General features: G+C 70.9%; 19 protein-coding genes. 16 read left to right on the top strand and 3 right to left on the bottom strand.

Features of this window, described 5'->3' with window-relative positions:
- The first annotated feature begins 4 nt into the window (after nucleotides 1–4).
- The 8 genes from ABT057_RS31795 (at nucleotide 5) to ABT057_RS31830 (ending at nucleotide 9,437) form a co-directional block, all read left to right on the top strand.
- Nucleotides 5–709, top strand: a complete 705-nt coding sequence (locus tag ABT057_RS31795; protein ID WP_502974000.1) for an ABC transporter ATP-binding protein — start codon at nucleotides 5–7, stop codon at nucleotides 707–709.
- A gap of 106 nt (nucleotides 710–815) precedes the next feature.
- Entirely contained in the window at nucleotides 816–2,312 is a 1,497-nt protein-coding gene (locus ABT057_RS31800) for a tannase/feruloyl esterase family alpha/beta hydrolase (protein ID WP_352347092.1), read from the top strand.
- Between the two features lie 97 nt (nucleotides 2,313–2,409).
- Nucleotides 2,410–4,059 carry a 2,3-epoxybenzoyl-CoA dihydrolase gene (boxC, locus tag ABT057_RS31805; RefSeq protein ID WP_352347093.1) on the top strand — a complete coding sequence of 550 codons (1,650 nt, stop codon included), beginning with the start codon at nucleotides 2,410–2,412 and terminating at the stop codon, nucleotides 4,057–4,059.
- Nucleotides 4,060–4,064: 5 nt separating this feature from the next.
- Complete coding sequence (boxB, locus tag ABT057_RS31810) at nucleotides 4,065–5,486, top strand: benzoyl-CoA 2,3-epoxidase subunit BoxB (RefSeq protein WP_352347094.1); 1,422 nt, start codon at nucleotides 4,065–4,067, stop codon at nucleotides 5,484–5,486.
- A 15-nt stretch (nucleotides 5,487–5,501) separates the two neighbouring features.
- Nucleotides 5,502–7,100, top strand: coding sequence for a benzoate-CoA ligase family protein (locus tag ABT057_RS31815; RefSeq protein ID WP_352347095.1), 1,599 nt, complete (start codon nucleotides 5,502–5,504; stop codon nucleotides 7,098–7,100).
- A 67-nt stretch (nucleotides 7,101–7,167) separates the two neighbouring features.
- Nucleotides 7,168–8,193: an NAD(P)/FAD-dependent oxidoreductase gene (locus tag ABT057_RS31820; RefSeq protein ID WP_352347096.1), complete on the top strand. Its 1,026-nt coding sequence runs from the start codon at nucleotides 7,168–7,170 to the stop codon at nucleotides 8,191–8,193.
- Nucleotides 8,194–8,215: 22 nt separating this feature from the next.
- Nucleotides 8,216–8,557: a ferredoxin gene (fdxA, locus tag ABT057_RS31825; RefSeq protein ID WP_352347097.1), complete on the top strand. Its 342-nt coding sequence runs from the start codon at nucleotides 8,216–8,218 to the stop codon at nucleotides 8,555–8,557.
- Between the two features lie 22 nt (nucleotides 8,558–8,579).
- On the top strand, nucleotides 8,580–9,437 hold the full coding sequence (locus tag ABT057_RS31830; protein WP_352347098.1) for an amidohydrolase family protein: 858 nt from the start codon (nucleotides 8,580–8,582) through the stop codon (nucleotides 9,435–9,437).
- 29 nt (nucleotides 9,438–9,466) lie between these two features.
- Here ABT057_RS31830 and ABT057_RS31835 read toward each other — a convergent pair whose 3' ends face one another.
- Complete coding sequence (locus ABT057_RS31835) at nucleotides 9,467–10,300, bottom strand: PaaX family transcriptional regulator (RefSeq protein WP_352347099.1); 834 nt, start codon at nucleotides 10,298–10,300, stop codon at nucleotides 9,467–9,469.
- A 246-nt stretch (nucleotides 10,301–10,546) separates the two neighbouring features.
- Here ABT057_RS31835 and ABT057_RS31840 point away from each other — a divergent pair, with 246 nt between their 5' ends.
- The 3 genes from ABT057_RS31840 to ABT057_RS31850 are packed head-to-tail and all read left to right on the top strand — an operon-like array spanning nucleotide 10,547 to nucleotide 14,412.
- Entirely contained in the window at nucleotides 10,547–11,104 is a 558-nt protein-coding gene (locus ABT057_RS31840) for a gamma carbonic anhydrase family protein (RefSeq protein WP_352347100.1), read from the top strand.
- Nucleotides 11,105–11,134: 30 nt separating this feature from the next.
- Nucleotides 11,135–12,718, top strand: a complete 1,584-nt coding sequence (paaZ, locus tag ABT057_RS31845; protein ID WP_352347101.1) for a phenylacetic acid degradation bifunctional protein PaaZ — start codon at nucleotides 11,135–11,137, stop codon at nucleotides 12,716–12,718.
- 5 nt (nucleotides 12,719–12,723) lie between these two features.
- Nucleotides 12,724–14,412, top strand: a complete 1,689-nt coding sequence (locus tag ABT057_RS31850) for a CocE/NonD family hydrolase (RefSeq protein WP_352347102.1) — start codon at nucleotides 12,724–12,726, stop codon at nucleotides 14,410–14,412.
- 87 nt (nucleotides 14,413–14,499) lie between these two features.
- Here ABT057_RS31850 and ABT057_RS31855 read toward each other — a convergent pair whose 3' ends face one another.
- Together ABT057_RS31855 and ABT057_RS31860 are read right to left on the bottom strand one after the other, a co-directional pair.
- Entirely contained in the window at nucleotides 14,500–15,906 is a 1,407-nt protein-coding gene (locus ABT057_RS31855; protein WP_352347103.1) for a sensor histidine kinase, read from the bottom strand.
- Nucleotides 15,903–16,613, bottom strand: a complete 711-nt coding sequence (locus ABT057_RS31860; RefSeq protein WP_352347104.1) for a response regulator transcription factor — start codon at nucleotides 16,611–16,613, stop codon at nucleotides 15,903–15,905. The genes ABT057_RS31855 and ABT057_RS31860 overlap by 4 nt, the downstream gene beginning before the upstream one ends.
- 166 nt (nucleotides 16,614–16,779) lie before the next feature.
- Here ABT057_RS31860 and ABT057_RS31865 point away from each other — a divergent pair, with 166 nt between their 5' ends.
- The 5 genes from ABT057_RS31865 (at nucleotide 16,780) to ABT057_RS31885 (ending at nucleotide 24,846) form a co-directional block, all read left to right on the top strand.
- Nucleotides 16,780–18,003: a DUF3500 domain-containing protein gene (locus tag ABT057_RS31865; protein WP_352347105.1), complete on the top strand. Its 1,224-nt coding sequence runs from the start codon at nucleotides 16,780–16,782 to the stop codon at nucleotides 18,001–18,003.
- A 7-nt stretch (nucleotides 18,004–18,010) separates the two neighbouring features.
- A complete protein-coding gene (locus ABT057_RS31870; RefSeq protein WP_352347106.1) occupies nucleotides 18,011–19,297 on the top strand; it encodes a HupE/UreJ family protein in 1,287 nt (428 codons plus the stop codon).
- Between the two features lie 41 nt (nucleotides 19,298–19,338).
- Nucleotides 19,339–21,015, top strand: a complete 1,677-nt coding sequence (locus tag ABT057_RS31875) for a carboxylesterase/lipase family protein (protein ID WP_352347107.1) — start codon at nucleotides 19,339–19,341, stop codon at nucleotides 21,013–21,015.
- 68 nt (nucleotides 21,016–21,083) lie between these two features.
- The gene (locus tag ABT057_RS31880) at nucleotides 21,084–22,256 is read left to right on the top strand and encodes a lactonase family protein (protein ID WP_352347108.1); all 1,173 of its coding nucleotides are present in this window, start codon (nucleotides 21,084–21,086) and stop codon (nucleotides 22,254–22,256) included.
- 199 nt (nucleotides 22,257–22,455) lie between these two features.
- A complete protein-coding gene (locus tag ABT057_RS31885) occupies nucleotides 22,456–24,846 on the top strand; it encodes a SpoIIE family protein phosphatase (RefSeq protein ID WP_352347109.1) in 2,391 nt (796 codons plus the stop codon).
- Nucleotides 24,847–24,848: the final 2 nt, after the last annotated feature.

Below are 24,848 nucleotides of genomic sequence, written 5' to 3' on the forward strand. Positions count from 1 at the left end.
CGAACTGCTCAGCGTGCGTGGGCTGCGCGCGGGATACGCGGGTACGACCGTGCTCGACGGGGTCGACCTCACCGTCCCCGCCGGCGCTGTCGTGGCGCTGCTCGGCCGCAACGGCGTCGGCAAGTCCACCTTCGTCCATACGGTGATGGGGATGCTCAAGCCGTACTCCGGCAGCATCCGCGTGGACGGCCGTGAACTTGCCGGAGAGGCCGCGCACAGGGTTGCCCGCAGCGGGGTGGCGATCGTGCCTCAGGGGCGCCGCGTGTTCGCCCCGCTCACCGTCGAGGAGAACCTGAGCATCGTGGCCAGGGCCGTCAGGGGAGAACGAGGCCCCTGGACTCAGGAGCGCGTCTACGAGCTGATGCCCCGCCTCGCGGAGCGGCGCGGCAACCGAGGGGACCAACTCTCCGGCGGGGAGCAGCAGATGCTGGCCATCGGCCGGGCGCTGCTGCGCAATCCCCGGCTGCTGCTCTTGGACGAGCCCTCGGACGGTCTCGCCCCCGCGGTCGTCGACGCGGTCGCCGACGTGCTGGAGGGCCTGCGCGGCGAGGGCATAGCGGCCGTACTGGTGGAGCAGGACCTGCACCTCGCCTTCCGCCTCGCCGACGAGGTGGCCGTGATGCAGAAGGGCCGCATCGTGCACCGGAGTTCCACAGCGGAGTTCCGTCAGGACCGGGACCGGGCCCACAGCCTCCTCGGCGTGGGCTGACCACGACACGCGTACCACCAGGCATCGAACGTGCGACCAGAAGGAAGCAGAGGCGATGACACCCCCCACATCCACAGCGGGTTCGGCCCGTTCCACCCGCCGTTCCTTGAGTGCCCTACTGACCGGCCTGGCCCTGACGATCGGTCTCACGGCCATGTCGCCGACCGGCCAGGCGGCCTCCCCGGCCTCCGGTGAACCGGTCAGATCCTGCGCGAGCCTGCCCGAGCTGACCTTCGCCGACGGCACCCGCGTCACCGGCGCCGAGGAGACGGACGCCATCTGCCACGTACGGCTGCTCGTACCCGGCAGTGTCAACATCGCGGTCTCCCTCCCGGCGCACGGCTGGAACGGACGCTTCCAGGGCGTTGGAGGCGGTGGGTACGCGGGTGTCCTCACGCCCCCCGACGCCGCCGCGAGAGCGGGCTACGCCGCGGCGGCCACCGACACCGGCCACACCGGATCGCCCTTGTCCGGCGCGTGGGCGTGGTCGCCGACCGGGATGAAGCAGGACCTCATCACCGACTTCGCCGAGCGCTCGGTGCACGAGATGACGGTCAAGGGCAAGGCTGTGACGCGGGCCTACTACGGAACGGCCCCCGACCACTCGTACTGGAACGGCTGTTCCACCGGAGGCCGGCAGGGCCTGATGGAGGCCCAGCGCCACCCCGAGGACTACGACGGCATCCTCTCCGCGGCGCCCGCCATCAACTGGGACCGGTTCATCCCGGCGGAGCTGTGGCCCCAGGTCGTGATGCGGGAGAGCGGCCATGTCGTCAGCTCCTGCACCTTCGAAGCGGTCAACAAGGCGGTCGTCGCCGCCTGCGACGGCCAGGACGGCGTCACGGACGGGATCGTCGACCCCCGTACCTGCCGCTTCGACCCGTCGAAGCTGATCGGTACAACGACGCCCTGCGGCACCGTCACCGCCGAGGACGCGGCCGTGGTCAAGAAGATCTGGCAGGGGCCGCGCCGCAAGAACGGCTCCTTCCTCTGGTACGGGCTGACGCCGGGCACCTCGTTCGCCGGGCTCGCCGGCAGCACCTCCACCGGCCAGGCCGCGCCGTTCCCGATCACGGCCGACTGGTTCACGTACTGGCTGGCCAAGAACCCGGACTTCGACTGGCGCACCGTCACCACGGCCGGCTTCGCCGACTGGTTCGACCGGTCCCGGACCGAGTACCACGACGTGATCGGCACCGACGACCCCGACCTTCGCGCCTTCCGCGACGGGGGCGGCAAGCTCGTCCTATGGCACGGCTGGGCCGACCAGCTGATCTTCCCGCAGGGCACGATCGACTACTACCAGCGGGTGGCCGCCAGGATGGGCGGGCTGGACCGCACCGAGCGGTTCGCACGGCTGTTCATGGCCCCGGGCGTCGCGCACTGCTCCGGCGGTCCCGGCGCCGCCCCGGTCGATCCGCTCGCCGCGCTGGTGAAGTGGGTCGAGGAGGGCAAGGCGCCGAACACCCTGGCGGGCGCCAACGGGGAGCTCACCCGGCCGCTGTGCCGCTGGCCCTCCGTTCCCCGCTACACGGGCCACGGCAGTACGTCCGATGCCGCCAACTTCCGTTGCGCCGCAGCGTACGGCCCACAGCGCCGGTAACCCTCACATCAACGTTCTACAGAACCTTGACGTATATAGGTTCTTCTGTAGAAGATTTCCCTGTCGGTATCCGCGCCGACGCGAGGAGGAGCTCGTCATGGTGGTGGTGTCCTTCGACCGAAGCCCGGACGCGTACCGGCACTGGAAGCTGAGTACGGACGGTCCGGTCGCGTGGCTGGAGATGGACGTCGACGAGCAGGGCGGCCTGGTCCCCGGGTACGAGCTGAAGCTCAACTCCTACGACCTGGGCGTGGACATCGAGCTCTACGACGCCCTCCAGCGGCTGCGGTTCGAGCACCCCGAGGTGCGCTCGGTGGTGCTGACCAGCGCCAAGGAGAAGGTCTTCTGCGCCGGGGCGAACATCCGGATGCTGGCCGGCTCCTCGCACCAGTGGAAGGTGAACTTCTGCAAGTTCACCAACGAGACCCGCAACAGCATGGAGGACGCCTCGGAACACTCGGGGATCACCTTCATCGCCGCCGTCAACGGCTCCTGCGCGGGCGGCGGTTACGAACTCGCCCTGGCCTGCGACCGGATCCTGCTGATCGACGACAACTCCTCGGCGGTCGCCCTGCCCGAGGTCCCGCTCCTCGGCGTGCTCCCCGGCACCGGCGGCCTGACCCGGGTCACCGACAAGCGCCGCGTCCGCAAGGACCTCGCCGACCTCTTCGCCACCCGCAGCGACGGCATACGTGGCAAGACGGCGGTGGACTGGCGGCTGGTCGACGAGGTCGTCCCGCGCCGCGACTTCCGCACGATCGTCGAGCAGCGCGCGGTGGAGGCCGCCGAACGAGGCTCCCGCCCGGCGGACGCCCGGGGCATCGCCCTGACCCCGCTGGAGCGCGAGGTCACCGAGGACGGCATCGCCTACCGCCACGTGCGCGCGGAGTACGACCGCCCGCTGGGCCTGGTCCGGATCACCGTACGAGGACCCGACGAGGACGCCCCGACCTCGCTGCACGGCCAAGGTGCCGACGGCTGGTTGCTGGCCATGACCCGCGAACTGGACGACCTGATCCTGCGGTTGAGGACGAACGAGCCCGAGCTGGGGACCTGGGTCCTGCGCACGGAGGGCGACCCTGCACGCGTACTGGCCCATGAGCAGGCCGTGTTGGGTGACCGGGACTGGCTCGGCAACGAGATCCTGCACTACTACAAGCGCACCCTCAAACGTCTCGACGTCACCAGCCGCAGCCTCATCGCCCTGATCGAACCGGGCAGTTGCTTCGCCGGGCTGCTGCTGGAGCTGGCCCTCGCCTGCGACCTGCAGTACATGCTGGACGGCCCGCCGATCGAGGACCCCGACAGCGACGCACGCGCCCATCTCACCCTCTCCGAGGCGAACTTCGGCGCCTTCCCGATGGGCAACGGCCTCACCCGCCTCCAGTCCCGCTTCTACCAGCAGGACGACCACCTCGACTGGCTGCACGGCGGGGCCGGGCAGCCCGTGGGCCCCGCCCAGGCCCGCGAACTCGGCCTCGTCACCGACGCACCCGACGACATCGACTGGGAGGACGAGATCCGCATCGTCCTGGAGAGCCGTGCCGCGCTGAGCCCGGACGCGCTCACCGGCATGGAGGCCAACCACCGGTTCGTCGGCCCGGAGACCATCGAGACCAAGATCTTCGGCCGACTCACCGCCTGGCAGAACTGGATCTTCATACGCCCCAACGCCTCCGGCCCCGAAGGCGCCTTGCGCCGCTACGGCACCGGTCAGAAGGCGGTCTACGACCGGAAGCGAGTGTGACCCCGATGCCCACGAGGATCGACTACGACTCCAGGATCCCCAACAACGTCGCCCTCGCCGACGACCGTCGACTGCAACGGGCCCTGGAGGGCTGGCAGCCCAAGTTCCTCAACTGGTGGGGGGAGATGGGCCCGACCCTGGAGAACCAGGGCGTCTATCTGCGCACCGCCGTAGCCGTCGGCCGCGACGGCTGGGCCCACTTCGACCACGTCGACGTGCCCGACTACCGGTGGGGCATCTTCCTGGCCGAGCCCACCCCCGACCGCCGGGTGGCCTTCGGCGAGCACATGGGCGAGCCGGTCTGGCAGCAGGTGCCCGGCGAGTACCGCGCCGACCTGCAGCGCCTGATCGTCGTCCAGGGAGACACCGAGCCGGCCTCCGTCGAACAGCAGCGCCTGCTGGGCCTGTCCGCGCCGAGCCTGTACGACCTGCGCAACCTCTTCCAGGTCAACGTCGAGGAAGGCCGGCACCTGTGGGCGATGGTCTACCTGCTGCACGCCTATTTCGGCAGGGAGGGTCGCGAGGAGGCCGAAGCTCTGCTTTTCCGTAACTCGGGCAGCCCCGACGCGCCGCGCATCCTGGGGGCGTTCAACGAGGAGACCGCCGACTGGCTGGCCTTCTACATGTTCACGTACTTCACCGACCGGGACGGCAAATACCAGCTCGGCTCGCTCAAGGAGAGCGCTTTCGACCCGCTCTCGCGGACCTGCACCTTCATGCTGAAGGAGGAGGCCCACCACATGATGGTCGGCACCACCGGTATCGACCGCGTGGTGACCCGCAGCGCCCAACTGGTCCGCGAGCACGACACCTTGGACATCGCGGCCTGTGGCGGCATCCCGCTCGACATCATCCAGAAGTACATCAACTTCCACTACACGGTGTCCCTGGACCTCTTCGGCGGCGAGACCTCGACGAACGCGGCGAACTACTACACCGCCGGGCTCAAGGGCCGCTGGCAGGAGGAGCGCCGCAAGGACGACCACCAACTCACGGAGAGCGGCGTCCTGTTGGACAAGCCGGCCGGGGACGGCACCTGGGCGGTGGACGAGGTCCCCGCGCTGCTCGCCCTCAACCTGGACCTGCGTGACGAGTACATCGCGGACTGCGAGAACGGCCTCAAGCGCTGGAACCGGATCCTGGACGACCACGGGATCGACTTCCGGCTGAGGCTGCCGCACCCCGGCTTCAACCGGAGCGTCGGTATCGCCTCGGGGCACCACATCACCCCGGACGGCACGATCGTCGACGAGCAGACCTGGGAGGCGAGCCGCCACCACTGGCTGCCCACCGCCGAGGACCTCGCCTTCGTACGGTCGTTGATGCAGCCTGTGTACGAGCGGGGGAAGATCGCCCACTGGGTCGCGCCGCCGGTCAACGGCATCAACGGCAAACCGTTCGACTACGAGTACGTCCGCCTCGTCTAAGGGTGCGTGAGCCACATGACCGAAGTGTTCAACGCGGCGGACTACCTGGTCGGCCGGCACGTGCGGGAGGGCAACGGCTCCCGCACGGCCGTCGTCACCCCTGTCCAGGCCTTGACCTACGACCAGTTGGCGGCCGAGGTGCGCCAGGTGGCGGCCGGACTGCGGGCTCTCGGAGTACGCCCCGAGGAACGCGTCCTGATGTGCATGGCCGACGACGTGGAGCTCTTCACCGGCATCCTCGCCGCCTTCCGCATCGGCGCCGTGGCCCTCCCCGCCTCGACCATGCTCACCGGCCCCGAACTGGGCAAACTGGTGACCGACTCGCGCTGCCGGGTCGTGCTGGGCTCCGCCGAGTTCGGACCGGTCGTCAGGGCGGCGCTCCAGCAGGCCCCGGAGGTCGAGCACGCCGTCCTCACAGGGGATGACACGGCCGGACTCCCGGGTCACGTCGAGGGCCACACCTGGCAGCAGCTGCTGGACGGCGGCGTCGGCACGGACGACGGGCCGTACCCGACCTGGCCGGACTCGCCCGCCCTGTGGCTCTACACCTCGGGCACCACGGGCATGCCCAAGGCGGCCATGCACCGGCACATCGACATCAAGTTCGTCGCCGAGAAGTACGGGCAGCGGGTGCTGGGTCTCGGTCCCGAGGACCGCTGTCTGTCCGTGGCCAAGCTCTTCTTCGCCTACGGCATCGGCAACTCCCTGTTCTTCCCGCTGGCGGCGGGCGGAACGGCACTGCTGGAACCCTCCAGACCGTCCCCCACGCTGTTCGCGAAGCGGGCGGCCGGCGACCGGGCCACCGTCCTGTTCGGCGTGCCCGGCTTCTTCGGGCCCCTCCTCGCGAGCACCGACATCCCGGACGACGCCTTCGCGACCGTACGGATGGGTGTATCCGCCGGTGAGGCACTGCCCGCGCGCATGTACGACGGAATGCTGCAGCGTTTCGGCGTGGAGGTGCTCGACGGCATCGGCTCCACGGAGATGCTGCACATCTTCATCTCCAACCGCTCGGGCCGGGTCCACCCCGGCTCCTCCGGCGAACCCGTACCCGGGTACAAGGTCGAGCTGCGTGACGTCGAGGGCCGTGTGGTCGAGGGCGACGACACCCCGGGCGAGCTGTACGTGCGCGGGGAGTCCGCCGCCACCGGCTACTGGTGCCGGGCCGAGACCAGCCGCCAGGTCTTCCTCGGCGACTGGGTGCGCACCGGCGACACCTACGTCCGCAACACCGACGGCACCTACACCTGCATGGGCCGCACCAACGACCTGCTCAAGGCCGGCGGCATCTGGGTCTCGCCCGCCGAGGTGGAGGAACGCCTCCTCGCCCACCCGGACGTGGCCGAAGTCGCCGTGGTCGGCGTACCCGACGCGGACGGCCTGGACAAACCGGTCGCCTGCGTGGTGCCGAGGCCCGGCCACGAGGTCCATCCCGAGGCGCTCGTGGCGTGGTGCCGCGAGGGCCTGGCCGCCTTCAAGCGCCCGCGCGGCGTGATCGGGCTGCCCGAGCTGCCCCGCACGCCCACCGGCAAGATCCGCCGCAATGTGCTGCGCGCGATGGCCCGCGACGGCTCCTGGGCGGAGACGCCGTCCGCGCCGACGGCACCGAGCTGATCCTCTGCCCAGTCACCGTCAACTCCCCTTCTCCCACTGACTTTCCCCGCCCTCAAGGAGGACGTGCGTGTCCACGCCCCCCGCGGATCACCGCACGGATCTGCTCATCGTCGGAGCCGGCCCGACCGGTCTCTTCGCCGCCTACTACGCCGGTTTCCGCGGCCTGTCCGTGACCGTGCTGGACTCGCTGCCCGAGCCGGGCGGCCAGATCAACGCCATGTACCCGGAGAAGCAGATCTTCGACATCGCCGGATTCCCCGCGGTCCGGGGGCGCGAACTCGTCGACCGGCTCCTGGAACAGGCGGCGCCCTACGACCCGTACCACCTGCTCGGCCACCGGGCCGAGACGCTGGACCGGACCGCGGAGGGCACCTTCGTCGTGACCACGCACCAGGGCGCGCGGGTACGGGCCAAGGCCGTGCTCATCGCCGGCGGCATCGGCACCTTCACCCCGCGCCCGCTGCCGGCCGCGGCCGGGTACGAGGGTGCCGGGCTGGCGTACTTCGTGCGTCGGCCGGACGACTACGCGGGCCAGGACGTCGTGATCGTCGGTGGCGGCGACAGTGCCTTCGACTGGGCGCTCACCCTGCTCCCGATCGCAGCCTCCGTGACGCTGGTCCACCGTCGTGATGCGTTCCGCGCGCACCCGGCCACCGTGGCCGCCGTACGAGACACGGACGTGGAGATCATCACCGAGGCCGAATTGTCGCGGGTGATCGGCGACGGCCGGAACGTCGAGGCGGTCGAGATCATCCGGCGGGCCCACGACGACGCGCCGCCCCGCCACCTTCCCTGTCAGGGGATCATCGCCGCCCTGGGCTTCACCGCGAACCTCGGCCCGCTCCTCGCCTGGGGCATCGACATCGAGAACAGACGGCACATCCCGGTCGACCCTGCGATGCGTACCTCCGTGCCGGGGATCTACGCGGCGGGCGACATCAACGACTACCCCGGCAAGGTGCGGTTGATCGCGGTCGGCTTCGGGGAGGCCGCGACCGCCGTCAACAACGCGGCGCACCACATCGATCCCGAGCAGCCGGTGTTCCCCGGTCACTCCACCGACGTCCCGACTACGGCCCCGGCCGTCGCGTAGCACCGAAGGGGACCGAACTCCCATGCCCTACGTCATCGCCGAAGCGTGCATCGACATCACGGACCGCTCCTGCATGGAGGAGTGCCCCGTCGACTGCATCTACGAAGGCGACCGCAAACTCTACATCAATCCGCTGGAGTGCATCGACTGCGGCAACTGCGAGCCCGTCTGCCCGGTGCAGGCGATCTCGCAGGACCGCCGGGTGCCGCTGGAGCTGAAGGACTTCGTCGCCGACAATAGGCGGTTCTTCACCGAGCCCCTGCCGGGCCGGGACGCGCCGATCGGCGCACCGGGCGGCGCCGCGGGCCACGGCCCGGCCGGCGCGGACACCGAACTCGTCGCCGGGTACGACCCGCGCGGTTGAGCACACGAGCGAAGGAGGCGCCGTGATCGACGGCGAGACCGTGGTCGACGCACATGTCCACGTCCCACGGCTGTCCACGCTCAAGCCGGCCTGGTTCGAGTGGGCGGACAGCTTCAGCGGCGACCACCCGTGGCGCGATGCCTACGACCAGCGGGGCGACCCCGTCCCCGAGCGGCTGGACGCCCTGCTGGAGGCACAGGGGGTGGACCGGGCGCTGCTGTTCTGCGAGTACAGCCCACGCGCCACCGGCATCCAGCCGATCGACGACCTGCTGCCCATCCTCGCGCACAACCCGGTCCGCTTCCGGCTGGTGGCCAACGTCAACCCCCACCTGCACCACCCGGTGGTGGCGGAGGCCGAACGCCAGCTGGACCTGGGCGCGGTCGCCGTCAAACTGCACCCGGTGCACGGCGGCTTCGACCCGGCCGACAAGGAGCTGTACCCGCTGTACGCGCTCTGCGGCGAGCGGGGCGTCCCGGTCGTCGTGCACTCCGGCACCTCCAGCTTCCCGGGCGCCCGCGCCCGGTTCGGCGATCCACAGCTCCTCCTCGATGCCGTGGAGGACTTCCCCGACGTGCAGTTCGTCTTCGCCCACGGAGGGCGGGGCTGGTGGTACGACACCGCGGCGTTCCTCGCGCTGGCCAAGCCCAACGTCTGGCTGGACCTGGCCGGACTGCCGCCGCGCAAACTGCCCGAGTACTACGCCCGGTTCGACCTGCCGAGGCTGGCCACCCGGTGGATCTTCGGCACCGACTGGCCCGGTGTACCCGGCGCCTCCCGCAACGTCGCCGCGCTGCGCGCGCTGGGCCTCCCGGCAGACACCGTCCGGGCCGTGCTGTCCGGCAACGCGGCCAAGGTCTTTCCCGGCCTCGGGGTCTGATCCCGCACCCTGCCGCGCGTGCACCGGTGTCAGACATGTCCGTGATCCTCGGTCAGCTCGCTCCACCGCTCCAAAGCCGCCGGGCTCCATTCGGCATGCCTGCTGTGGAAGAGTTCGGCTGCCTTGGCGCCGCTCCAGCCCGCGGGCAACAGCTTCGGAGGCAGGCGAGGGTCGAGGAACGGGAAGCGGCGCCACTCGTGCACCAGCATGGTCTGGGCGTGCAGGACGGCGTCGCCGTCGGCGGGGCGCAGCCCCGTGAACTCGTCGATGAACTCCTCGTAGCGTTCCTCGACTTCGCTGAGGTCCCAGGCACGGGCCACCATGGCCGCCTCGCTGCCGACGGCGCCGTATGTGGCCGTGAAGGACATCGCGTCGTCGGCGAGCCCGAGCTCCTTCAGGACACCGAGGGCCTCCGGCTCGCGGTCGGTGCGGGGGGTGATCCACACGCCGGGCTCCGGGGAGCCGAAGCCTGCCCAGGTCAGCCGGGTGCGCACCCGATGCCGCAAGTCCCGCTTGGCCTCCGGCACCGAGACCAGGACCACCAGCCAGGTGCCGTCCCAGACGCGCTCGCCGCTGCCGAAGTCGTATATGCGCTGCGCGCCCTCGGTCAGCATCCGCCGGCCCGGAGGGGTGAGTGCCCAGCGCACCCGGCGGCCCACCCGCTCCGAAGCCAGCCAGCCCTCCGCGGCGGTGCGGGCCAGCGCCTGGCGGGCCGACTTCTCCTCGACACCGAACTTGGCCAACGCGTCCACCAGCGCCGACGTCCACACCGAGCGGCCTTGGGGGAGCACGTACTCGCCGAGGATGGTCATCAGCAGCGAGCGCGCGCTGACGTCACCGAGCTCACGGCGCCGACTGACCACCGGCCGTGTGCCTTCCGCCGTGCCTCTACTGGCTCGAGTCTTGCGGGCCGGTCCGCGCGAAGCGCCCTCCACCATGGTTCTTCACTTCCCTCGCTGCCGGACATTCCGATCTGTCACGCCGTCGTGCGACACCGGCTTCACCAGCGTATCCGGGCATTCCGGTAGCGGACCGCTGAGCCTTTCCTGTCTTTAGACAATATCTTGTCGTCACGAAAATTATCAGTAGAGTGTGGGTCGGGTCGGCGAGTGACCGACCAGGACGCGAGCGAGGTGGCAGCCATGCCGGTCTACGCCCTCGGGCCCTGCGAGCCGGACATCCATCCCAGTGCCTTCGTCCACCCCGACGCCGTCGTGATCGGGAGCGTGCGGATCGGCGCGGAAGCCAGTGTCTGGCCCGGTGCCGTACTGCGCGGAGACCTCGGCGGACGCATCGAGGTGGGCGCCCGCACCAGCATCCAGGACGGCACCGTCCTGCACACCACCGAGCAGTGGCCGACCGTGATCGGCCCCGAGTGCGTGGTCGGACACAACGCTCACCTGGAGGGCTGCACGGTGGAGCGTCGCTGCCTCATCGGCTCCGGCTCCGTCGTCCTCAACCGGGTCACCGTGCGCGAGGGGGCCGTGGTCGGCGCCTGCGCGCTCGTGCCCGAGGACTTCGAGATCCCGGCCAAGACCATGGCCCTCGGTGTCCCGGTCCGGCTGCGCGGGACAGAAGTCGACCCCTCCTGGGTGGAGTACGCCGTACGCACCTACGTCGACGCGGCCACCCGCTACCGGCGGGACCTCAGGCGCATCGACCGCTGAACCCGAGAGCACGGAAAGGTGGGCCCTCCCATGCCTGCGAAACTGCACAGCTACCTCGCCGGCGCCTGGTACGAGGCACCCGACGAGGGCCGCCCCCTGCTGGACGCGGCGACCGGAGCCGAGGTGGCCCGGCTCTCACGGCGCCCCGTCGACGCCGTGGCCGCGCTGCGTCACGCGCGTGAGGTGGGCGGCCCCGCTCTGCGGGAGCTGACCTTCCATCAGCGCGCCCGCCTGCTCAAGTCGCTGGGCAAGCACCTGACCGCGCACACGGACGAGTTCCACACGCTGTCGACCCGCACCGGAGCTACTCGCCGCGACTCCGTCCTCGACATCGACGGCGGCATCGGGGTGCTGTTCGTCTACGGCAGCAAGGGTGCCAAGGAACTGCCGGACGGCCATGTCCTGCCCGACGGCGACACGGAACCGGTCGGCAGGCAGGGCACGTTCGGCGTACTTCACATCCATGTACCGAGGCTGGGCGCGGCCGTTCAGATCAACGCGTTCAACTTCCCCGTGTGGGGCATGCTGGAGAAGCTTGCGCCGGCCCTGCTGGCGGGCCTGCCCTCGGTGGTGAAACCCGCGGGACAGACGGCCTATCTGACGGAACTGGTGTTCCGCCGCATCATCGAGTCGGGCATCCTCCCCGAAGGCGCCGTACAGCTGGTCTGCGCACCGCCCGACGGCATCCTCGACGCACTCGCCGGACAGGACCTCCTTAGCGTCACCGGCTCGGCAGCCACGGCCCGTACTCTGCGCAGCCACCCCGCGGTTGTCGGCCGCGCCGTCCGTTTCAACGCCGAGGCCGATTCCCTGAACTGCGCCGTCCTGGGGCCCGACGCCACTCCCGGCACCCCCGAGTTCGACCTGTTCACGAAGACCCTGGTCACCGAGATGACCGTCAAGGCAGGGCAGAAGTGCACCGCGATCCGCCGCGCCCTCGTGCCGGCCGGACTCATCGACGCCGTACAGGAAGCGGTGTCGGAGGAGTTGGACGGGATACGTGTCGGCAATCCCGCCGATCCCACGATCGCCATGGGCCCCCTGGCCGGGCTCGGGCAGCGGGAGGAAGTACTGCGCGCGCTCAAGACGCTCACAGCGGCGGCCCGCGTCGTCCACGGAGACCCCGACCGGTTCGACGTCCTGGACGGTGACCGCACACGCGGCGCCTTCCTCCCCCCATTGCTGCTGCGCTGCGACGACCCCGACCGGGCCGAGCCGCACGAGGTCGAGGCGTTCGGCCCGGTGACCACTCTGCTGCCGTACGACGGAACCGCCGCCCACGCGGTCGACCTGGCCGCGCGAGGCGAGGGCAGCCTCGTCGCTTCGGTCGTCACGCACGACCCCGGCTTCGCCCGCGAGATCCTGCTCGGGGCGGCCCCCTGGCACGGTCGCCTGCATCTCCTCGACCGCACCGACGCCGCGGAGTCCACCGGCCACGGCTCGCCACTCCCACACACCGTGCACGGCGGCCCCGGCCGGGCGGGCGGCGGCGAGGAGTTGGGCGGCATCCGCAGTGTGCTGCACCACATGCAGCGAACCGCCGTCCAGGGGCCGCCCGACACCCTCGCGATGCTCACCGAGCACCGCCCCGGATCCCCTGCTCAAGCGGAGTGAACACCATGGCAGACATCGAGGACCGTCCCCGAGCGGCGGGCGAAGCCACCGGCCGTACGCGGTCGGGAAGGCGGGCCGGACACGGCAGCCGCCTCGTCCAGCGGCTCCTGAAGCTGACGCCCCCGCTCACCAGGGATGTCGTCGTCCAGCGGAACCTCAGGGTGCCGATGCCCGACGGGACCGTGCTGCTTGCCGACCGGTGGGCGCCGCGCAAGGGCGGCGACGGCCTGCCCACGGCCCTGATCCGCACACCGTACGGCCGCCGAGGTCCGATAGTGGCGCTGTCGGCCCCGCCCCTGGCCGAACGCGGCTTCCAGGTGGTCGTCCAGAGCGCCCGCGGCACCTTCGGTTCCGAAGGCGACTTCGACCCGTTCCGGCACGAACGCGAGGACGGTCTCGCCACCCTCGACTGGCTGCTGGAACAGCCGTGGTGCGGCGATGCGATCGTGCTCACCGGCGGCAGCTACCTCGGCTACGTGCAGTGGGCCGTGGCCGACCGGCTGCCCCCGCAGGTCAAGGCCATGATCCCGGTGGTGACCGAGGCCGCGCTCTCGCTGGACTTCCTCCGCGAGGACGGCTTCTCGCTGGAGACACCGTTCGGCTGGGGAGTCATGGTGGCGGGCCAGGAGCGCCGAGGGGCGCTGGTCCGCCAGCTGCTCAGCGCGAGGAAGACGCACCGCGCCCAGTTCACCCTGCCGCTCGCCGACGCCGACACCGCCGCGCTCGGCCGCCGCTCGCAGTACCTCCAGGACATCCTCGTCCACGGCGCTGATCACCCGCGCTGGGCCGGGGTCGACCACCGGGCGCGGGTGGCGGAGGTGAGCGTGCCGGTCAGTTCGGTGGGCGGCTGGTACGACATCTTCCTGCCCGGCCAGCTCCGCGACTACCAGGCTCTGCGCGCGGCGGGTAGCGAGGCTCGGCTCACGGTCGGCCCGTGGGCGCACACGGCTATGAGTGTCTTCGCCCAGGCCGCGGCGCAGACTCTGGAGTTCGGACTCGCCCACGCCCAGGGCGAGCAGCCGCCGGAGCGCGCACCCGTGCGCCTGTACGTGATGGGCGAGGAGAAATGGCGGGGCTTCGCCTCCTGGCCGCCTGCCGGGTACGCTCCGCAACGCTTCCACCTCCAGGCGGCCGGCGCGCTGTCACCGCAGTTGCCCGGAGAATCGTCTCCCGACGGCTATCGCTACGACCCGGCGGACCCCACCCCTGCCCGCGGCGGCGTGCGATTCGCCCCAGGCGACGGGGGCCGGGTGGACAACTCCCGCCTGGAGGCCCGCCCGGACGTCCTCACGTACACCACCCCCGTCCTGGAGGAGGACGTGGAGGTGATCGGTGAGGTCGAGGCCGAGATCTGGTTCCGTTCCAGCCGGCCCCACGCCGACGTCTTCGTACGGCTCTGCGACGTCGACGAGAAGGGCCGCTCGACCAACCTGTGCGACGGCCTGGTCAGCCTCACCGACGCGGACGAACTCTCCCGCGCCGCCGTCCGGCTGTGGCCCACCGCCCACCGCTTCAGGCGCGGCCACCGCATCAGGGTCCAGGTCTCCAGCGGCGCCTTCCCCCGCTACGCCCGCAACCCCGGCACCGGCGAGCCAAGGGCCACCGCCACCACTCTCCGCGCCGCGGACCAGCAGGTCTTCCACGACCCCGAGCATCCCTCGGCAGTGCTGCTCCCGGTACGGCAGCCCGGCTGAACACCCTCCGTCAGGCGGCCCACCCTGGTTTCACCGTCGACCTGGTCGTTCACTGAGTTCAGGCGCCAACGTTCCTTCACGAGAAGGTCATTCGGCTCCGGGCAGTAGGCGCGACCCGGCCACGGTGAAGCCGATACAGGCGCCGCCGCCGGGGCGAGGGCCCGCGGTCACCGTGCCGCCGTGGGCTTCGGCGACGTCGCGGACGATGGCGAGGCCGAGTCCGGAGCCGGGCAGGGCGCGAGCGGTGTCGGCGCGGTAGAAGCGGTCGAACACCCGGGGGAGGGCGTCGGGGGCGATGCCCGGTCCGCGGTCGGACACGGTGACCGCGCCACGGCGGATGCGTACCTCGATGGGATCGTCGCCATCGGGGTCGAACTTGGCGGCGTTCTCCATCAGGTTGCCCAGTGCGCGTTCGAGGCCCTGTGGGCGGCCACGGACCATGGTGCCGTCGGCGTCGACATGGACCAGGCGACCGCTGCGCCGGTACACGCGTCGCGCGACACGGCGGGCCACCGCGGCGAGTTCCACGGCCTCCTCGGCCTCTTCCTGTGCGCCGGCCAGCGCCAGCTCCACGAGTTCCTCCACGAGGTGCGCGAGTTCGCTGGTCTCGCCCTCGACGTCGTCGAGGAGCCGGTCGCGGGCCTGTGGGGAGAGCTCGGCGACGCGGCGCAGCACGGCGGCGTTGGTGCGCAGGCTGGTGAGAGGGGTCCGCAGTTCGTGGGCGGCGTCGTGCACCAGTCTCTCCTGGGCGTCACGGGCGGCGGCGATCCGCCCGAGCATCCTGCCGAACGACGTGGACAGCCGGCCCACTTCGTCCTGCCCGCCCGTCAGGTCCGTGTGTCCGAGCACGGCTCGCCCGTCGGCACTGACCTCTTCGGCGACCTCGGCCAGCCGTACCAGGCGCCGGGTGATGTGTCCCGCGACCAGCAGACCCGCGCCGGCCGCGACCAACATGACCGCGAGGCTGACCACCGCGATCTCCATGGCCATACCGTTCAGGACCCGACGGGTCTCGTCGATCCGGACCGCCACCTGCAACGCGCCCCGCCTCCCGCCCAGGGCGGTGGTCAGCCGACGGTAGGTGCGGCCCGCCACGACCACCTCGGCGATGTCCGTGTCCCCGGCCCTGCCCGAGGCGGCCAGGGCCCGCCCGGTGTCGGACACCGGTAGTGGCACGCCCGGGCCACCGAGGCGGGCGGCGGTTCCGTCGACGGCGACTGACTGCAGGATCATCCGTCGTTCCGGCTCGTCCCCGGGACCGGGACGGTCAGGGCCGGGAAAGAGCTCCGGTACCTGGGCGATCACCTCGGAGACCAGTGGCTGCCCGCCGCGCTCCTTGGCGTGCGCCAGGGCGACCGTGGCCGACCGCAGGGTCCGGTCGATCTCGGCGATGACCCGGTCGGAGGCGGCGCGATAACTCAGCGCTCCGACCAGGAGGGCCACCACGGCACCGATGGCGGCGAAGGCGAGCGCGAACCGCGAACGCAGGGTCATGACCGTGCTGCGTACCCGACGCCGCGCACGGTGTGGATCAGTTCAGGCGCTCCGGCCGCGCTGAGCTTGCGCCGCAGATATCCGACGTAGCCCGCCAGGTTCTTGGCGTCCACGCCGGCGTCGCGACCCCAGACCTGTTGGTAGAGCGTCTGGTGATCCAGCACGAGTCCCTCGTTGCGCACCAGGAGTTCCAGCAGGTCGAACTCGGTCCGAGTGAGCCGCACTTCCTCCTTGCCCCACCAGACACGGCGGGCCGCCGGAGCGATCCGCAGCGAAGCCATACGCAGAACGGTGTCGCCCCAGTCCGTGTCCTCGGGCTCCCGCACCGGCTTCGGTGTCAGGGCGGCTCTGCGCAGCAACGCCCGCAGCCGGGCCGTCAGTTCGGGCACCGCGAAGGGCTTGGGCAGATAGTCGTCGGCACCGGCGTCGAGGCCGGCCGCCCGGTCCGGGGTCCGGGACCGGGCGGTGAGCATGAGGACCGGGGTGCGGTCACCGTCGGCGCGCAGGACGCGGCACACGGCGATGCCGTCGACATGGGGCATCATCACGTCGACGACCAGCACGTCGAAGGACTCCCGGCGGACCCGGGTCAGCGTCTCGACCCCGTCGGCGGCGGTGGCGACGTCGTATCCCTCCAACTCCAGTGCGCGCGCGAGGGATTCACGGACCGCGCGATCGTCGTCGGCGATGAGGACACGATCAGACATCCGGGCATGATGGCACACCGCTTCCGGGCGCTGGTTCGCATTCCGGTCACCGGTTCTCGTTCCTGGTACCGGTTCTCATCGAATTCCGGACCGGCTCCCGACCGGGTCTGAGATCGCTCGCGGAGCATGGGGCCGCACCTGAACCCACACCCCCCACAGGAGTCCCATGTCCTCCGTTCCCCACCCCGTGCCCGTACCGATCGCGCCGGAACGTGGGCGGTTACGTGTACGCCGTGCCGTGGCGCTCGCCGTCTGCCTCGGTCTCGGCGCCGCCGGTTGCGGCACCGTCGACCCGGCGTCGTCGTCGGCGGCGCTGACGAAGCCGCAACCGGTCCCGGCGTCCGCCCTGCGCACCGGAGCCGGCGGCGCGAACACCGCTCAGGTCGTGGCCGCCGCGAACGCCTTCCTCGCCACGCTGTCCGACGAGCAGAAGGACACCGCCCTCTACGACTTCGACGACCCGGCGAAGAAGACCGGCTGGTCCAACTTCCCGACACCCGTCGTCGAGCGCAACGGCCTGAAGCTGGGCGACCTCACCGACGCGCAGGAGGCCGCGGCCCTGAAGGTCATGGAGGCCGCGCTCAGCAAGAAGGGCTACGAGGAACTCGTCGAGATCCGCAAGGCCGACGACTATCTCGCCTCGCTCCCGGACACCGGCGGACCGGGAGGCGGCACCCCTACAGGCACTCCGACAGGCACCCCCACCGCGACACCCACCGGCGGTGGCCGTCCCCCCGGCGGAGGCGGCGGCGCCAACTTCGGCTCGGAGTGGTACTACGTCTCCTTCTTCGGAACGCCCAGCAAGTCAGGGCAGTTCACGCTCCAGTACGGCGGTCACCACGCCGCCTACAACCTCACGTACGCTGGCGGCAGCGTGAGCATCTCGCCCACGCTCACCGCGGTGGAGCCGATGGAGTTCGACTGGGAGAACCTGTACTACGCCCCGCTGGAGGACAAGCGGACCTCCACGATCGCCGCGATCCAGTCCCTCACCGCCGAGGAGTTGACCGCCGCCGAGATCGACGGCAGCTTCGACGACCTCTACCTCGGCCCCGGCCACGACGGCCCCTTCCCCACCCAGCCCGAAGGCGTCCTGGTCAGCAGCCTCACCAAGAAGCAGCGGGCGAAGGTCACCGCGATGCTCAGGGCATGGGTCGACGACCTGGACGAGAAGGCGGCGGCACGGCTGCTGGCCAAGTACGTCTCGGAGTACGACGAGACGTACATCGGCTGGAGCGGCGGGACGACCCTGGACAACAGCCAGACCTACGTACGACTTGACGGACCGTCAGCCTGGGTCGAGTTCTCCAACCAGCCCGGCGCCTCGACCGACGGGATCCACCAACACACGATCTTCCGGGACGAGACCGCCGACTACGGCTGGGAATGACCTCCCGATGACATCCGTGCGCCGTCTCCTCTCCACCCTGCTACTCACGGCGTTCCTGCTGGTCGGCGGCCTCGCGTCGCCGGCCGGCGCGCACCCGATGAGCACCTCCGCCGTCCTCCTCGACGTCCGGGACGACCGGGTCGAGGGGGAGGTACAGCTGCCGATCGACCGGCTGGCCATCGCCGTGCACCGCGAACTCACCTCCGCGAGCGTCCTCGGCACCGACCGGTCGTTCCTCGGCGCCTACACGGCCGGGCACATCGCCGCCGTAGGCGATGACGGCACCCCCTGGACGGTGACGCTCGGCACCCCGACGGTCCGTACGATCGACGCGACGGCCCATCTCGTCTACCCGCTGGAGATCCGCCCGCCCGACGGCCGTGTCACCGACTTCGACCTCCGCTACGACGTCATCGTCGAGGAACTCGTCACCCACCGGGTCATCGCCACCGTCCGGTACGACTTCGACCGCGGCATCCTCAGGACGGACGACGCCGAGACCCTCGGGGTCCTCGACTGGGACACCACGAGCCTGAACGTCCCTGCCGGGCAAGGCTCATGGCTGCGGGGCTTCGTCACCACCGTGGGCCTGGGCACGGAGCACGTCGGCGAGGGAGCCGATCACCTGCTGTTCCTTCTCATGCTGCTGGTCCCGGCCCCGCTGGTGGCGTCCGGAGGTCGGTGGCGCGCCGCCGGCGCGTCGAGGCGGCGGGTGGTCGTCCGTGTCGTGCACGTGGTCTCCGCGTTCGCCGCGGGCCACTCGCTCACCCTCGCCCTGGCGGCGGCCGGAGTGATCCACGTACCGTCCCGGCCGGTGGAGACGCTGATCGCCTTCTCGATCGGGGTGTCCGCAGTCCACGCCGTACGCCCCCTCGTGGCGCGCGGCGAGGTGCTCATCGCCGGTGGTTTCGGGCTCGTCCACGGGCTGGCGTTCGCCTCGCTCATCGGCGACCTCGGCCTGGACCGGGGATCACTCGTCACCACACTCCTCGGCTTCAACCTCGGCATCGAACTGACCCAGTTGCTCGTCGTCGCACTGATCATGCCGTCGCTGCTCGTCCTGGCCCGCACCGCCTGCTACCCGGCGTTCCGCCTCACGCTGGCTGCCCTCGGCCTGCTGTTCGCGGCCTCCTGGATGCTGGAGCGCGCGGCCCTGACCCCCTCCGACCCGTTCGAAGGCGTCCAGACATGGCTGGTCGCCCACCCCTTGCTCGTCGCCGCATCACTCGCGGTACTCGCCGTCGTCGCACTGCGCCTGGCACCGCGAACTTCTTCCACCGGGAGACTCACTTGAGCACGCGAGACATCCAACCTGTCCGAACCGGGCACCCGCGCGTGGCCGCCGACGCAGCACCGGACGAACCGGCCGGGTTCGGCCGCCGCGGCTTCCTCGGTGGTGCCGTCGGCGCGACGGCGGGCGCGGCACTGCTGGGCGGCCTGACGGCAGCTCCGGCGTCGGCCGCGCCCAGGAGCATCCCCGTGAGGACACAGTCGGGCTTGGTCGTCGGCGTACCGGCCGCCCTGGACGGGATCACCGTCTACAAGGGCATCCCCTACGCCGCCTCGACCGCGGGCGAGAACCGCTGGCGCGCCCCGCGACCCGCGCCGTCCTGGACGGGCGTCCGCCCGGCCGACACCTGGGGCGCCGCCTGCCCCCAGCCGGTCACCGGCATCGCCGCCGACAAGGTGCCGTCGCTGAGCGAGGACTGCCTCAACCTCAACATCTGGACGGGCGCGGCGAGTTCACGCGAGCGCCGCCCGGTCTTCGTGTGGATCTACGGCGGCCGCAACAGCGCGATGTGGGCCTCGCAGCCGGTCTACGACGGCGCCAACCTGGCCGCCAAGGGTGCGGTGGTCGTCACCTTCAACCACCGGGTGGGCGCGTTCGGCAACCTCGCCCATCCCGAACTGAGCGCGGAGTCGGGGCACGGCGGCTCGGGCAACTGGGGCGTCCTGGACACGGTGGCGGCACTGCGGTGGATCCGGCGCAACATAGCCGCGTTCGGCGGCGACCCGGACCGGGTGACCCTGGCCGGCTGGTCGCACGGCTCGTCGTTCGTGAACATCCTGATGATCTCGAAGCTGGCCCGGGGCCTGTTCCACCGGGCGCTGCTGGCGGCGGGCGTGCAGTACACCAAGGACCCGGCGCTCGGCCGCGTGGCGGGCGGCTACGACACCCTCGCCACGGCGGAGGCCAACGGCTCAGCGTTCACCGCCTACATGGGGGCGTCCTCACTGTCCGACCTGCGGGCCCTGTCCGCGGACGGGATCGTCGCCAAGGTCTACGCCCCCGGGGCCCCGGCCGCCGGAACCGACTTCGGCAACGTCCTCGACGGCTACGTCCTGCCGACCACGTACACCGACGCCATGACGTCCCGGGCCGAGTACGACGTACCGGTCCTGACCGGCAACAACAAGGACGAAAACGGCGCCTCACCCACGCTGACGATGACAGCCGCCGCCTACCGGGCCTTCGCGGCGTCGACCTTCGGCGACCGGGCGGAGGAGTTCCTCACGCTCTATCAGGCGGCCACCGACACGGAGGCGGCCGCGCAGTACAACGCCTACGCGCGGGACGAGGAGCGGGTCTCCACCTTCCTGTGGGGAACCCAGTTCAGGAACGCCGCGGGCAGCCGCAGCCCGGTCTACAACTACTGGTGGACGCACGCGCCGCCCGGCTCGGACACCACCAACCCGATCGAACCCGCGAACGGCGCCGGCGCCTACCACGGCGCCGAGAAGTACTACCTCTTCGGCAACCTCTACGGCACCGACCGGCCCTGGACCGACGAGGACCACACCATCGCCGACATCACCTCCTCCTACGTCGCGAACTTCGCCGCCACGGGCAACCCCAACAGCCGCTCCCTGCCGGCCTGGCCCGCCCTGCGCACGACGAGGCCGCTCTCGATGGAACTCGGCGACACCTTCGCGCCCCGCGCGGCGGCCGACACCGACGCCAAGTACGCGTTCCTGACGAGCTACTTGGAGTCGCAGAAGACGGAGTACTGAGCCAGCGGCAGCAATATTGTGAGCAATATGCGTGACAGTGTGACCCCAGAGACGGAGAGATGCGCTCGATGAGCAACGACTCAAGATCCGGAACACCGTCCCGCAGAACGCTGCTGGGAGCCATGGCGGCGTCCGCCGTGGCGGGGCTGCCGCTGTTATCCGCCACGCCGTCCGAGGCCGCGCCGGGTGGGGCGGTCGGCCTACTCCACGTCGGCAGCTGGACCCTCGGCCAGGTGCACACGCTGAGGTTCGACCCGTCCAGCACGACCCTGACGTCGGTCGGCCCGGTGGCGCAGGCCGGCTCGAACTGGATGGTCGCCCACCCGAGGAAGGCGGTCCTGTACGCCACCGGCGGTGAATCCGGCGGGACCGTCCGTGCCTTCCGTGTCGACAAGTCCTCCGGCGCGCTGGAGCAGTTCGGCGAGATCGCGACACAGGCGACGCCGGTCAACGGCGGACTGTCGTACCTGGGAGTGGACGACCGGTCGAAGACGCTTCTGGCCGCGGACTTCGCGGCCGGCACCGTCGTCTCCGTGCCGATCGGCAGGGACGGCGGACTCGGCGCCGTGGTCTCCCGGGTGCAGGACACCGGTTCCGGCCCCCACCCGCGGCAGACGGGGCCGCACGCCCACCACGTGGTCATCGACCCGAGCGGCAGGTTCGCGCTGGTCCCGGACCTCGGCGCCGACCGGGTCTTCGTCTACCGCTTCGACCGGGCCACGCAAACCCTGTCCGACGGCCCGAGCGCCTACGCGACGGCGCCGGGGTCGGGGCCACGGCGCGTGGTCTTCCACCCGGGCGGCAGGATCGTCTACCTGTTGAACGAGCTGTCCGCGGACGTCCAGGCCCTGCGATGGAGCCACGAAGACGGCGTCCTGACCCATCTCCAGAGCCTGTCGACCGACGCGCCCGGGCACACCGGCACCACGAGCGCCGCAGAACTGGCCATCAGCCGCGACGGCCGCTTCGTCTACACCTCCAACCGCGGCGAGAACACCCTGGTCGTCTACGCGGCGGACCGTGCGACCGGCCTGCTCACGTTGGTACAGCGCATCCCCTGCGCGGGACTCACCCCGTGGAGCTTCTCCTTCCATCCGAGCGGCACATGGCTGTTCGTCGCGAACCAGGCGAGCAGCACGGTGAACCTCTTCGCAGTCGACCCACGGTCGGGCCACCTCACGGACACCGGCACGTCCGTACCCGTACCGAGGCCCGCCTGCATCACCATCAGTCACCACTGAGCGCTGCCCAGGCGCCGATATGCCGGAACACCGGGAACCTCCGGCCCCGGTCCAAAACGACGCTCTGGGACCGGCTACCTGATGCATTCGCGCGTTGTGCGTGGAGTGGCCGGTGCAGAATGGAGTGGGAAACGGAGCACCGTGCAGTCGGCCCGTGAGCTCACTGACGGCGGTTCCGGCCGTGCAGAGAGAAGGAACGATGGGCGAGCACGGTGTCGCCTCGGCCGCGGTGGATGCCGCAGGGCGGGTCATCGCGTGGAGCGCCGGTGCCCGTCGCCTGCTCGGCTACGAGCCCGAGGAGATGCTGGGCCGCGAGGTGGGCACGCTGCTGACCGGTGCCGTTCCGGCCTCGGCCCGCACCTGCCTTGCCGAGGCGAGCGACTGGCGCGGCCCCCTTCACGTACGGCATCGGGACGGTCACAGCGTGGCGCTGGAGCTGGACGCACATCCGCTGCTGGACCGTGCCGGGGATACCCAGTGGTTTCTGACGGCCACGGTGCCGGAGCCGGCGGCACAGCTACGACGGCGGGCTCTGGAGCAGTTCCCCATTCCGATGGCGCTCTTCGACCAGGACGGGCTCGCGGTGTCCGTGAACTCCGCCATGGAAGCGGCGATGGGCAGACCCGAGTCGGACCTGGTGGGCCGACGGGTGGGGGAGGCGGGCCGCGGGCTGCGACGGCTGCCGGGCTTCGAGGGGCTCGACGACGCGGTCCTGCGGGTGCTGCGCACGGGTGAGCCGATGCCGTACGAGGCATGGCTGCGCGCGCCCGGCGAGCCCCGGGAGCACGCGTGGCTCGTGTCCCTCAGCCCGCTCACGGACGACGTGGGCGAGGTGCGGGGTGTGTGCCTGGCGGCGATGGACAGCACGGAGCAGTTCCTGGCCCGCCGACGCCTGAGCCTGCTCAACGAGTCCAGCGTCCGGATCGGCTCCACCCTGGACGTGGCACGCACCGCCGAGGAACTGGCCGAGGTGTGCACGGATCACTTCGCCGACTTCGTCATCGTGGACCTGCTGAACTCCGCGCTGGCCGGCGAGGAAGAGGCCCCTCTGCCCGGTGCCGGACCGCTGCTCTTCCGCCGCACCGCACAGCGGTCCGTGCTGGAAGGCTGCCCCGAATCCGTGGTCCCGCTCGGCAGCAGGCACACCTACGACGAGCACTCGCCGCAGGGCCGCGTACTGACCACCGGCCGGGCCCTGCTGTATGCGGCGGAGGACGTCACCCGGTACCAGTGGGCCGCGGGCTCGCCGGAACGGGCCCGCAGCATCGACACCTACGGCATGCACTCGGCGATGGCCGTGCCGCTGCGCGCCCGCGGTGTCACCCTCGGCCTGTCGATCCTCGTCCGCCACCGCACACCGGAACCCTTCGGCGAGGACGACCTGCTGCTGGCCGAGGAGTTGGCGGCCCGCGCGGCGGTGTCCGTCGACAACGCCCGCCGCTACACGCGCGAACGTGCCATCGCTCTCGAACTGCAACGCAGCCTCCTACGTCACCACGCGTCCCGGCATACGGCCGTCGAGGTCGCGTCCCGCTACCGGCCGGCCAGTTCCCTCGCCGGAATCGGTGGTGACTGGTTCGACGTCATCCCCCTGTCCGGAGCGAGAGTGGGGCTGGTGGTGGGCGACGTCGTCGGTCACGGCGTGCAGGCGTCCGCCACTATGGGCCGGCTCCGCACGGCCGTACGCACCCTGGCCGACGTGGACGTGGCCCCGGACGAGCTGCTCACCCGGCTCGACGACATCGTCCTGCGCATGGCCTCCGAGACGACGACGGATGACGCCGGGGCCGCGGACGGTCCGGGCGAGATCGGGGCCACCTGTCTGTACGCCGTCTACGACCCCGTCTCGCGACGCTGCTCCATGGCCCGGGCCGGCCACCCGCCCCCGGTCCTGGTCGCCCCGGACGGCGAAGCCGAATTCCTGGACCTGCCGATCGGGCCGCCACTGGGCGTGGGCGGTCTGCCCTTCGAAACCGCGGAGTTCGACGTCCGTGAGGGCAGTGTGCTCGCCCTCTACACCGATGGTCTCGTCCAGGCCCCCGACCGGGACATGGACGACGGACTCGACCTGCTGCGCCAGGCCCTCGCCGGCCAGGGCCATCCCTTGGAAGAGACCTGCGACGCGGTCCTGCGAGGCCTGCTGCCGGACCGTCCCGCCGACGACGTCGCCCTTCTCGTGGCCCGGACCCGCGCGTTGTACGCCGACCAGGTCGCCGGCTGGGATGTCCCCGCCGATCCGAAGTTCGTGGCCGAGGCCCGCAAGCTGGCCTGCGAGCAACTGGCCACCTGGCAGCTGGAGGACCTCTCCTTCGTCACCGAACTCGTCGTCAGCGAACTGGTCACCAACGCCATCCGCTACGGCGGGTCCCCCATTCAGCTACGGCTGATCCGCGACGCGACGCTGATCTGCGAGGTCTCGGACTCCAGCAGCACCGCTCCCCATATGCGCAGGGCCCGCGCCTTCGACGAAGGCGGCCGCGGTCTCCTGCTCGTCGCCCAGCTCACCCAACGCTGGGGCAGCCGCCATACCCGCACAGGCAAGATCATCTGGGCTGAACAGGCTCTCCCCGACGGGGCGGGAGCCCCGTAAAC

It is taken from the genome of Streptomyces sp. NPDC002588 (assembly GCF_040295925.1).
Classification (GTDB): Bacteria; Actinomycetota; Actinomycetes; order Streptomycetales; family Streptomycetaceae; genus Streptomyces.